This window comes from Mobiluncus porci (assembly GCF_009695935.1).
GTDB classification, from domain to species: Bacteria; Actinomycetota; Actinomycetes; order Actinomycetales; family Actinomycetaceae; genus Mobiluncus; species Mobiluncus porci.
Genome location: NZ_VUMY01000011.1, coordinates 79,234 through 90,576, shown reverse-complemented (window position 1 = coordinate 90,576; position 11,343 = coordinate 79,234). Strand labels below are relative to the sequence as shown.

At 58.3% G+C, this 11,343-nt stretch carries 13 protein-coding genes; all 13 read right to left on the bottom strand.

The genetic code is table 11. The features are described 5' to 3' along the window. Window positions 1–57: 57 nt before the first annotated feature. The 13 genes from FYJ63_RS07215 to FYJ63_RS07155 all read right to left on the bottom strand — a co-directional run bounded on the left by FYJ63_RS07215 (window position 58) and on the right by FYJ63_RS07155 (window position 11,340). Window positions 58–384, bottom strand: a complete 327-nt coding sequence (locus FYJ63_RS07215) for a hypothetical protein (RefSeq protein WP_154545218.1) — start codon at window positions 382–384, stop codon at window positions 58–60. Further along, on the bottom strand, window positions 381–1,325 hold the full coding sequence (locus tag FYJ63_RS07210) for a FliO/MopB family protein (protein WP_154545216.1): 945 nt from the start codon (window positions 1,323–1,325) through the stop codon (window positions 381–383). Before FYJ63_RS07210 ends, FYJ63_RS07215 begins: the two co-directional genes overlap by 4 nt. A gap of 68 nt (window positions 1,326–1,393) precedes the next feature. Then, window positions 1,394–2,146, bottom strand: coding sequence for a flagellar motor switch protein FliN (gene fliN / locus FYJ63_RS07205; protein ID WP_154545214.1), 753 nt, complete (start codon window positions 2,144–2,146; stop codon window positions 1,394–1,396). Continuing rightward, window positions 2,143–3,063, bottom strand: coding sequence for a flagellar motor switch protein FliM (locus FYJ63_RS07200; protein ID WP_154545212.1), 921 nt, complete (start codon window positions 3,061–3,063; stop codon window positions 2,143–2,145). The genes fliN and FYJ63_RS07200 overlap by 4 nt, the downstream gene beginning before the upstream one ends. A gap of 79 nt (window positions 3,064–3,142) precedes the next feature. Beyond that, entirely contained in the window at window positions 3,143–3,730 is a 588-nt protein-coding gene (locus tag FYJ63_RS07195; RefSeq protein ID WP_154545210.1) for a flagellar basal body-associated FliL family protein, read from the bottom strand. Window positions 3,731–3,807: 77 nt separating this feature from the next. Then, the gene (locus FYJ63_RS07190) at window positions 3,808–4,683 is read right to left on the bottom strand and encodes a flagellar motor protein MotB (RefSeq protein ID WP_154545208.1); all 876 of its coding nucleotides are present in this window, start codon (window positions 4,681–4,683) and stop codon (window positions 3,808–3,810) included. 48 nt (window positions 4,684–4,731) lie between these two features. Continuing rightward, a complete protein-coding gene (locus FYJ63_RS07185) occupies window positions 4,732–5,511 on the bottom strand; it encodes a motility protein A (RefSeq protein ID WP_154545206.1) in 780 nt (259 codons plus the stop codon). 2 nt (window positions 5,512–5,513) lie between these two features. Next, on the bottom strand, window positions 5,514–5,786 hold the full coding sequence (locus tag FYJ63_RS07180) for a flagellar FlbD family protein (protein WP_154545204.1): 273 nt from the start codon (window positions 5,784–5,786) through the stop codon (window positions 5,514–5,516). Between the two features lie 201 nt (window positions 5,787–5,987). Next, window positions 5,988–7,412, bottom strand: a complete 1,425-nt coding sequence (locus tag FYJ63_RS07175) for a flagellar hook protein FlgE (protein WP_154545202.1) — start codon at window positions 7,410–7,412, stop codon at window positions 5,988–5,990. Window positions 7,413–7,441: 29 nt separating this feature from the next. After that, window positions 7,442–8,230, bottom strand: a complete 789-nt coding sequence (locus tag FYJ63_RS07170; RefSeq protein WP_154545200.1) for a flagellar hook assembly protein FlgD — start codon at window positions 8,228–8,230, stop codon at window positions 7,442–7,444. A gap of 21 nt (window positions 8,231–8,251) precedes the next feature. Further along, on the bottom strand, window positions 8,252–9,820 hold the full coding sequence (locus tag FYJ63_RS07165; protein WP_154545198.1) for a flagellar hook-length control protein FliK: 1,569 nt from the start codon (window positions 9,818–9,820) through the stop codon (window positions 8,252–8,254). A gap of 3 nt (window positions 9,821–9,823) precedes the next feature. Then, a complete protein-coding gene (locus FYJ63_RS07160) occupies window positions 9,824–10,867 on the bottom strand; it encodes a C40 family peptidase (RefSeq protein ID WP_277026438.1) in 1,044 nt (347 codons plus the stop codon). Beyond that, window positions 10,864–11,340, bottom strand: a complete 477-nt coding sequence (locus FYJ63_RS07155) for a flagellar export protein FliJ (protein ID WP_277026440.1) — start codon at window positions 11,338–11,340, stop codon at window positions 10,864–10,866. The genes FYJ63_RS07160 and FYJ63_RS07155 overlap by 4 nt, the downstream gene beginning before the upstream one ends. Window positions 11,341–11,343 lie beyond the last annotated feature (3 nt).

Genomic DNA, 11,343 nt, shown 5'->3' with positions numbered 1-11,343 from the left:
GTCCACCCAAGCTCTAACAACTCCAACGCATACTCACGCACAGCCGAACCAGACCACCTACCACCCAAGAGCGCAACTCCCTTCCAAAAAAACGTTGCACTCATCATCTGACACCGCATTATTTCCACTGCGTGCGGAATTCTCCTGGGTTTGGACCAAGGTCCTTTCCGAACTCGTTAAACCAAGGGTGTCGACCGAAAAATCCAGGGGAACCTGAACCTTTAAACCGAGCCACTGGAGATGTCTCGCTGTCGAGGCAAACTGTTCGCGGCAAATCTCCCGATTCACCTCGCGCCGCCACTCGCGCCGCGCCTCGCGCGCGTTAGTCCACTCCCTGAATTCCTTCAGGGAGGCTTCGTGCGCCGCGAGAACCTCCCCGCTCATGACGTCTCACCCGATTTTGCCGGTTTCACGCCGAATTCAGCGGCGATCTGGGCCGCGAGTGCGTCCATTTGTGCGTCAGTAACTTGCGGCTGGGGGCGCGCCGTTTCTGGGGCGACCCCTCCGCGAGCCGAGCCAGGCTGGAAACCGGAACCTCGGCTAGAGCCCGCCGAGGATGACGCAGCGGATTGGGCGGATTGGGAGGACTGGCCGGAGGGAGCAAGTCGGGGACTCCCCGCGGGTCGGGAACCGCCCGCCACCCCCGCGGAACTCCCCGCCGCGGACTTCCCCGATTTTCCGGTCGCGTCTTGACGGGCGGCGCCCGCCACTCCAGAAGCCGCCGTGGCTGATTGTCCGCCAGTCTTTCCCGCCGGAAGTTGGCGCGGCGGCAGTTGCGTCGCGCTTTGGGGCCGCGGAGCGGCCCCGGATCCAGTGCCTGCGGCATTCTCGGAGGGAAGAGCGGAGGAAACCGTGACGGCCTTTGTTGAACCCGAGTCCTCCCCCACCGGAGCCGCCGCCTTCCGGCTCACCTTCGCCAAAACCTGACTAAATGGCTTCTTCACGGGCTTCCGCGACGCCGCCTGCGCCTGCGCCGCCGCCAGCGCTGCCGCCTGGGAGTCCAGTTCGGAGGCCATTTCCTCCGTGTCATAGAGTTCCGCAATCGGGGTCACCGCGGAATCGCCCGCGCCGACCAAGAACATCCGCCCCCCGATCTCGACCACTGCCACCATCGCGGAACGAGTCAGGGCGAGACGCGAGATGAGCCGCAGGCCAGGGCCCTGATAGTCCCCGAGATTCGTCCGTTTCACCCAGCGATACAGCAGCCACAGGAGGAGGAAAACCACCGCAATTCCCACCAGGAAGCGCAGCATAATCGTCAGCGGGTTTTCCGCCGCCGGAAGCGGTTTCGCGGTCAGTTCCGCGAGGAACATCGCGAGATTCATGGCTACAACTCCTTCCTAGTTGAAGACGAATCCGGGAGGGTGAAACGCAGAGGCACGCCCCCGTCGTTTCACTGGTTTTGCTGGTCAGCGAGGGAAACGATTTCGGTAATGCGAATCCCGTATTCCTCGTCGACGACAACAATCTCGCCGCGGGCGATGAGGCGCCCGTTGACCATCACGTCGGCGGCGGAACCGGCGGAACGGTCGAGTTCGATGACCGACCCCGGGGAGAGGTCCAAGACATCATGAACCGCGAGTTTGGTTCGCCCAATCTCGGCGGTGAGGGTCATCTCCACGTCGTAGAGGAGTTTCATCGATTCGGCGCGCTGCTCGGGAGTGGCCGTGGCTTGAGTGATGGGACCGGCTGGAGCCGCGGGGGCTTCTTGGGCTGGTTCAGCGTCAGCGTCTGCGGGAGCGCCTTTGTTCTCCCGAACTGCCAGCCAGCCCTCCACCGCACCATCGGCTTCCAAGGTCGCAGTGATCCAGTCGCCGCTTCCCAACAGCTGGGTGGCATCTGCCTCGGAGGTGTCCTCCAACACACCAGTTCCGAGAGTCGCCGCGGCCGCCTCCAGAGCCGGCATCAGAGCCTGGGCAGGAGTCATGCCTTCCGCTCCCTCCAACGCTTCGGCGATGAGTTGGGATGCTGCCAGGAGAACTTGGAGAGAAGACTCGGAGGAGAGGGTCGCAACAGCCGCGGGCGCCCCCGCATCGGGAAGCGGGTCGCCGGGCTCCCAAGAGGAAGCTCGCAACTCGGAAGTCGAGGGCAAAAGCGGGATTGCCGCGCGTGCCGCGTCCAGAACCTGGACCGGAGTCAGACTCATTTCTTATCTCCTTTGTTAACTGAAACAACCATGGCGGCAAGCCGCGAGCCGGAGGTCCCAGCTGCAGCTTCCGCCAAAACTAGATCGTCCACCATCAAATCGAGGGGGCGAGAGGTGGGGTGGATTAGGGGCAGAGTGTCACCAACAGCGAGCCCGTTAAGCTCTCGGGGATTCACTTTGCGGCGTGAGAAACGAACCGCGACCTCAATTGGCACTTCTTCTACAACGTCAACAATCCGTTGACGCAAGGCGACGGCTTCACGCTTCTGTTCCTCCGAGCGGCTATCCGTGGTGTCACCTTGGTGTATGGCATCGGTAATCATAGCGACCGGCATCATGATGGTGCAGTCATCCACGTGTTCGCCGACGGTCAAGGTGATGGGGGCGAACAAAACCGGCGTGGAACCGTCGAGAGCCTGGACGAACTGGGGCGAGTATTCGATAGCGTGGAGTTTCGTTTCGAGCGGCAACATTCCGGAGAAAGCGAAATCAAGATCGGACATGACCCGCTTCAGGAAGTCCGAGAGGATAGACACTTCCACCTCGGTGAGTTCCCGATCCGGAGCGGATTCGACATCACCCTGTCCGCCGAGAAGATGATCTACCCAGGCCAGGGCGGTTTGTCGGGGGAATTGGAGGATGCCGCGGTTGCGTCCGCCTTGAAAGTCCATAATGACCATGCAGGTCGTTTCGGGGAGTTTGGCAATGTAATCATCATAGGAGCGCATGGAGAGGTCTCCGGCCTCACCTGACATCACCACGTGAAGACGACCAATCAACTGGTTCACCCAGTGGCGAGTGAACGCCGAAATCGCCATCTCCATGATGCGGGCATACTCGCGCGGCAACTTCGTCGGTTTACTGAAGTCGTAAACCCTCGCTTCCGCAGCGCGGTCAGCCTTGCTTTGCTTTGCCATAGCTCCTTCTATTTTAGTGAAACAACGGAGCGCGTTTCATCGATTCACAGACAAATCAAGAAACGCGTCCCCATTAATCCTATTGATACGCGAAAGTGGTGAAACGCACGGCCATCACGTGACCATCGTAGGGCGGGATAACTTCCTTGTTTAACAGATCCTGGTACTTCTCCTGCAGCTCGGCAATGGCGCCGGACTTGCCCAGTTCTTCCACGGACATACCCTTAAAAAGGAGATACGCGGCGTTTCGTGCCGGGGAGGTGTCAATGTCTCCCCCACTTTCTCCACCGTTCACAGTGTCATCAAAATAGACGGTGGCCGCAAAAGCTAAGTAGCCGTTTTTGAGATTAATATTGATGGGTTCTCCGGTTGTGATGGTGGTTTTGCCGAGCTTCGCCTCGCTTTGAATCGAAGTCGGCTCCTGATTCATTCCCACACCGAGAATACCCAAGGCTTTCAACGCAAACAGAACCCCGACAGCGAGTCCCGCCAATAAAACCAGGCTGAGAACTACGGCTAAGACAATCTTCAAGATGTTTCGTTGTTTACCAACAGACCCTGCCGGTGGTTCACTGGGTGGGGTGGCTGGTTTTGCCGGTGTAGCTGCAAGTTTAGTTACCGGTTTTGCAGCCCCTCCGGCTGGTTTAGCTCCAACTCCAACGGGCATATAATTTCTTCCTCTCGGTGTGAACGTTCGCTTCTTGCATTGTAACGATTTTTGCTTTTACAACGTTATCTGAAACATCACTGAACCGTGGCCACTTCGGAACCGGTTGTGGTTCCAATCGAACCATTTTCAAGTTGCTTGGCCGCATCAGGTAGCATGGCGCGAACTGAATCCTTCGCTTTAGACATGATGACGATATCGACGCGGCGGTTCAACCCCCAAGCATCCTGGCCTTCCTCGGCCGTAGTTTGGTGGTCGGCTCCGTAGGAAATCGTGCGTAATTTTTCGCCGGGAACCCCGCCATTCTTCAAGTGAATCAAAACTTCGATGGCTCTTGCGGAAGCCAAATGATAGTTCGACGGGAACTTTGCGGTCGCAATCGGTTGGGGGTCAGCGTAGCCCTCAATCGCCACGTCCTCTTGGACACCTTGAATCACGGGAGCCAAAGCGGAGATGACCGCTTGGGCAGCGGGCTGGACGGAAGCATCTCCAGTCTTGAAGTAGGTGTCATTGGCGACCATCCCGAGAACCAGCCCGTTTTCCGTAATGCGCATCTGTAAGGCGCCCTGTTGTCCGACCGTCTGCAGTTGTTTTTCAACTTTCTTCTTGATTTCGTTTAAATGGCTGGCTTCTTTCATAGCCTCAAGGCGTTCGGGTTGGGTTGCGGCCTGGTCAGTCTGATTGCCCAACAGACTGCCAATGCTGACCGCTGAGGTGGAGCCAGTAAGAATTCCCAGCCCCCCGGTTGTTTGGATAGGGTTTACGACCTGAATTGTAGAATTGAACCCCGCTGCCAGAGACTGACGTAGTTTCGCGAGTTTGCCCTGGTCGACTTGGGAAATTGCATAGAGTACGAGGAACAGGCACATCAAGACGGTAATCATGTCTAGGTAGGACACTGCCCAGCGTTCGGTGTTTTCCGGCTCCGGACAGACGTGCTTTTTCTTGGCCATGGTTCCTCCTCCTTTTCTTCTTGATTTTTCTAGGGACTCAGGGGTTCATCAAGCAGCTGCCGCTTCTTTCGGGGCTTTCAGCTGGCTCGGCGGGATTAGGGAACGCAGACGCTCGCCAACCTGGCGCGGATTCGCGCCGGATTGCAAAGAAATCAACCCCTCGGTTATGATTTCCATTCGTGCTGCTTCCAGGTGGCTCAGGCGTTCCAATCGACCCGAGATGGGGAGCCAAATCATGTTTGCGGACAGCAGACCCCACAGGGTCGCGACGAAGGCTGAGGCAATCATCGGGCCGAGAGCCTCCGGATTCGAGAGGTTGGTCAGCACATGAACCAGGGAGACCACGGTGCCGATAATGCCGATAGTCGGGGCGTAGCCGCCAGCTTGTTTGAACCACTCATACGCGCCCTTGTCGGATTCTTTCTTGGCTTCAATCTTGTCGCCGAGCATTTCGCGCAGTTCTTCGGGATCCGTGCCATCAATGGCGCTCATGAGACCTTCACGCATGAAGTCGTCTTCAATCCCTTTCGCAGCGTCTTCCAAGGCGAGGAGGCCTTCGCGGCGCGCCTTTTCGGATAGCGACACGATGGTGTCGATAGCCTCGGTCGGATCGGGGAGTTTCGCGGTCAACCCCGGCGGGACGCGCTTGAAAGCATAGATAAAATCTTTCATTGTGAAAGTCGCCATAGTGGCGAGGATAGTCCCACCGAAGACGAGGATCATCGGAGGTGGGAGGAGAATCGAAGATAGGTGAGACCCTTCCATATAGAGCATGGCCACCACTGCTGAAATGGCACCAACTATTCCGATGATTGATGCGGGATCCATAACTATTCCTCCACTGTTTTTGCTGAATATGCCACGGATAGTTTCACCGGGGCGGAGGGCTTATGAGAGTCCTCCTGGATAAGTTCTTCCACTCGAGCCAGCAACCGCGCTCGATCTTCTCGAATGAGTTCGATGACCTCTGTGGCAGTTTGCTCCACGATATAGCGGGTGGCGTCAACCATGACGATGATGGTGTCGGGGGCGGATTCGATGCGTTCGATTAAATCCGGGTTCAAGACGAACTCCGAGCCGCCGAGCCTCGTCAATGCAATCATGGTTAACCTCCTCCCACTGAAGCTAGTCTTTATATCGCACGTTTTGCGGTTATGTTTAGTTATTTGGGGCAATTACCAGGAAACTCTAGGTTTAGCTTTGGCTCCGCGTCGTCAATGAGGACGGGGACGAATGGCGTAGTGGCCGAAAGGAACGTAGCCAATCGAACCCGTCACCAGCGGCGGAGCCGACTATGAAGTTATTTAACGCTTCATGTTCACGAGTTCTTGGAGGATTTCATCCGAGGTCGTGATGATGCGAGAGTTGGCCTGGAAGCCACGCTGGGACAGGATCAGGTTCGTGAACTCGGCCGCCAAGTCAACGTTGGACATTTCGATGGCACCGCCGGTCATGGAACCACGAGTGCCGGTACCAGCCTCCCCAATCTGCGGCTGGCCTGAGTTACCGGACTCCACGAAGTAGGAGCTTCCGGCTTTCTCGAGTCCGAGCGGGTTCGCGAAAGCCGCAATTGCCACTTTGGCCAGGGGGCGCGTATCGCCGTTGGAGAAAGTACCGCGAATCGTGCCGTCAGCCTCAATCGAGAAACCGGTCATCGTTCCCGCAGCGTTGCCGTCTGACTGTGATACCTGGAAGTTATTGATACCTCCAAACCCAGTCAACTGAGACATGTTAAGGTTCACTGCTTCAGCAGCGAGTTTGTCGCCTTTATCGATAGTTACTGTGCCATCTGGGTTATTGGTAATCTTGAATTGGTTGATATCAAATTTCAATCCTTCCAGTGCTTTCCGGTCGTCTTCACTGAGCTGGCCTTGAGAATCGAAAGCTATTTCCATCAAATCGACACCGCCAAAGGTAACAGGCTTGTCCAGGCCTTCAATCTCGATACGAGCATCTTCCTTATCAGCCAATTTATCGCTATTGATGGCGTTGAAAGCTTCCTCGTCGTAGAAAGCCACTCCCCAGTGCGACCCCGTGTCTGCAGCATTGGCTTTGTCATAATCTGTACGAACAAAATGCATAAGAATATTGTGGGGATCTCCCTTGTCATCGTAGACACGCAGCACTTGCTGACGCACGAAAGCATTCCCCTCGTTAGCGGCTTGTGTAGGATCGTTGAGTCTCTGATCGGCAGGCATGTTTCCACCAAAAACCACTTTCTTCGTCGCCTTGGCCTCCATGGTATTGGTCAACGGCAGGATTACGTTGCCTGGTTGACCGGTTGCATTTACTGTTCCATCAGCATTGGCCATCCAGCCTTGGACGAAGGATCCATCGGCAGCGACAACCTGGCCTTGGGCGTCTAAACCGAAAGAGCCATTTCTGGTATAGACGCTCGTTCCGTTGGACTTCCTCAAAACGAAGAATCCGTCGCCATTAATCATCGTGTCGAGATTACGACCCGTGTTTTGCGCCGCACCGCCGGTGAAGTTATTGGTAATGGACTGGAGTTTCACACCGAGGCCGACCTGGGCGGGGTTCATACCGCCGCGCTCGTTGAGCCTCGGAGCCGCCCCCGAACGCACGAGCTGGCTAAACGTATCCTCAAAGCGAGTGGACGCGCTCTTAAAGCCCGTGGTATTGACATTGGCGATGTTATTCGCCGTGACATCGAGCATGGTCTGGTGGACACTCAAGCCCGAGATGCCGGTAAACAGTGAACGTAACATGATATTTTCCTTCTTCCTGGATTGGTGGCCTAAGCCTGAGTGTTGGTGGTAGTTGTGGGTGCGGGGGTTTCCGTTCCCTCTACAGTTTCAGTTGTCGCAGTCGGGTCGTCAGCAACAGGGTCGGCGGTTTGCCCCGCAGCAGCCCTTGCGGACGCTCCGGCTCCAGCAGCCGCGCTGTCCTTTGCCGCCCCTTCAGCAGCCTTGGACTCATCCACGGCCTTGTTGACCGCGGCCGTCAAAGCCGGATCCTCTGTCGGATCCGCGACACCCAGAATGTCTTCCATATTGACCTTCTGGTTTCCGATATGGGCGAGAATCTTGCCTTCCGCGAGGAACTCGACCGCGTCGACCTTGCCGGCGGTGGTAATCGCGTTGCCTTCCTTGTCGATGGCGTCATAGACGACGGTCTTTCCGACCATCGTGGTGCCCTGGACTTTCTGCTGCGCCTCGAAAGCCTGCTTGGAAGCCTCGGTCATCTGGATCATCTGTTCCATATTCGTCATTGTCGAGGTTTGCTCCAAGAGCTGGGCGGTATCCATCGGCTGGGTGGGGTCTTGATATTTCAAGGTCGCCAAGAGGAGCTTCATGAAGTCATCTTTGCCGAGTTTCGAGGGATCCTCCTTGGTGGTTTGCACCTTGTCGGTTCGCTGTCCCTCGTTCATCTTCTTCAAGAACAGGGACTCTTTTTCGGCCTCGGTCATCTTTCTAGTCGTCGCGAGCGTTTCCGCTTCCTTCTTCTTGTCAGCATTGGCTCCAATCGAGTAGCTGTCGATCAGGGATGTCGCTCCCGCGGCGGTTCCAACAGCATCTACTGGCATGGTCTTTCTCCTAACTTTGTCTTACGCGAACATATCGACCGAGCCGTCGGCGCCGTCCTTCAAGACGTCACCAACCTGCGGCGCGGTCATCCCCTTGCGTTCATCCTGAGTTGTGTCTGACCTGGAGACATCCTGTCCTCCAGATCCCGCGGGGGCGCCTCCCTGCCCCATTTCATGTCCAGTTTCCGCACCAGCGCCCGTGAACTGGGCGAACTCCTGGTCAGACTGGGCTAGGTCTAGCTGCGCCGTCAAGCCGGTGGAGGCCAAGTCGCGGCGCAAATCCGCCATCACTTGCCGCAGTTGATCCCGCGCCGCATCATTGGCTCCAAGCAGTTGCATCTGGACAGTGCCGTCGGCCTGGAAGTGTACCGCTACCCGCACCGGACCGAATGTTTCCGGGTTGATAGCGAGTTTCAGTTGGTGCATTCCCTCCCCCAAGGGTCTAAGCCGCGTGAGGTGGTTTTGCAACTGGTCGAAGACTTGCTGGCTCAAGTTCGGCGCATAGGTCGGCGCGGCTTGGCTCACGGGGGCGCTCGCTGGCGCAGCTGGAGCCGGAGGGGCGGCAGCCAGCGGGGCGGCGTTCGATGTTCCCGAAACCCCAGAAACACCCGCGTTAGAGCCGGTTCCTGCGCTGGCCTTAGCGACGCTCGGAACCCCCTGACCAACGGCCGTCGCGACGACCTGGGCGACCGGATTGTCTTCCGGCGCGGTGGCTGGGGTAGCGATGCGGACGGAATCAATCCCCAGCGTCGGCAAGTTGCTGATTGGTTTTGCCGTTTCGCTTAGAACCCCGCCTGTCTTTGTCTCCGGATTCTTCATGTCTTGCATCAAGGTCTCGCCGTCCAAGGCCGGGCCTTTTTCGGCCGCCGGAGTCTCCCCGCGTAAAGCCTCTTGGGTCGCGGCATCAACTGGAACCTCCGCGATCCCGAGCGGTTTCGTCGTGGTTGCGCCCTTGGCCTTGGCGGTTTCTTCCACACCCGCTGTCGCCCCGGCGGTCTTGGTCGCGACAGTCTCGCTGTCCGACACGAGTGCCCCCTGCGCGATCTCTGCCGCCTCCTTCGCCGCCGCTTCGCTCGCGGCCTGGTCTCCCGAGGCCTTAGCCGCGGCTTCGTCTGACTTGACAGTCTCGTCAGTCTTACCGGCTTCATCAGTGGCTTTACCGTCTTGAACCTCAGTGGACTTGTCGTCTTTCACTTCGTCCTTGTTATCCACGCGCTCCGGTTTCTCCGGACGGTCATTCCTCTCCACTCGCCCCGGACGCTCAGGACGTTGTGCCTTCTCGGGGCGTTCGGGGCGTTCGGGGCGGTCTAGCCGTTCGGTACGACCGATTTCGCCGCGGCGAGCAGCGGCCACGTCAGAGCGATGTTCCCGGGCGCTCTCACTCACTCGCGCCCGGGTCGCCGCGGCCACCTCGGAACGCTGCGGTTCGCGCCCCGCGCCTGTCGTCGGCAGGGGCGCACTGCGCGCTTCGGTGGCGAGCGCGCTCAACAACGATTCAAAAGCGGTGGTGTTGCCGGATTTCGCGGAGGTTCCAGCAAACTGCGCGGGATTCAAAGTCGCAGCATTATTACGAATCTGGTTTTCAATCATGGATTACACCCCTAACGAGGAACGCAAAGCGGACAGGGCGCTCAAAGAGGAGGCCGTGTTGGACAAAGACGCATTGGCGGAGGCCGCTCCCAATCCGGAGCCACCGGCAACGCCGGATCCACCAAGCAGCGAGTTCAATCCATTGCTCGCGTTTGACCCGTAGAGGGTGGAAGAGCCCATAAACTGGCTCAACAAGGCGGCACTCGCGCCCGAACCGGCGGCGCCACCAAGACTGGGATTCATGAGTCCGGCCATCGCTCCCGCTCCGCTGGCGGCTCCGCGACCGGACAGGGCGCTCACCAAGGAGGCCGCCAAATCATTGGAGGCTCCCCCGACGCCCGCGCCGACTCCACCCATCAAAGCGGCTAGAGCCGGATTCGCGTTCGCAGCCAACCCCGCCGTATTCACCGAGTTCACGGCCGGAGCATCCCCGGCGGAGCGCATGACGCGCCGGATTGTGACAATGGGTCCAAGATCCTTCACGCTGGCTTCCGTCACGGTTTTCCCGGGACGCGGGGCGTGAATGACCTTACCGTCGCCGATATAAACCACGACGTGACCTGAGTTGCGGGTGATAATGAGATCCCCGGGCTTGGCGTTTTCGATACCGTCAACTTCCACGCCAGCGTGTTGCTGGTCATAGGTCACGCGCGGGAGATTCACCCCGACCTCTTTGGCCGCAGTTTGCACCAATCCGGAACAATCCAGCCCCTTGGACGGGTCAGTCCCGCCCCAAACGTAAGGAACCCCGATATAGGACTTGACTTTTTCCACAAAGGCTTCCGCGGTTCCGGGAATCCCTTGCACCTCGTGGCGTCCGGCAGTGAGGCTCGACTTCGCCACGTTGGCCGAAGCCACCTGCTTGGCAAGTTCGGTAGCAAAGTTCGAGTTCGCGGTGCCGTTTACGCCCCCCGCACTGGCGGCGTCCCCAGCCGCGTTCGACTCGGTCACCGCGACGGGCGGGCGACCTTGGTTTGAAAGCGAAGCTATCTTCTCCTGGATGGCAGCAATGCGGGACTGCACGCTCGATACCCCATCGAAGCTCACTGTCTTCCTCCCTTGCCAACGGAATCTTCACGAGATGTTTTTGTCTTCAAGCCGTCCGTGGCGCTACCGGAGTTGCCCATATGCGAAGCGAGTTCGTCGAGGACAACCTGTTCCTTATGTAAGTCATCGGCGATAACCGCCTCCGCATGACGATTTTCAAGTTTTTCCAAGGTAGCTGACAGCCTTTTTGCACCTACCCACTCGACTTGACGCTGGTCCACGACCGCCTGCGCGTATTCGCGCCGCGCCAAGCCTTCTTGAATCTGCATCCGGGCGGCGTTTCGCATCGCCGCTGCTACCGCGAGGTTTGATCCGCTGGTGGCGGTCATCTCACCGAGACGCTCGCGAGCCTCTCCGAGCCTCTTGTCCGCGTCGTGGAGGTCAGCATGGGCAGTCGCGAGGCGCCCCGCGGCCTGATCCTCCTGGAGGTGCCGCAAGTTGAGTAAACCCTGAAGACGAAATGCGCGTTCCACCTA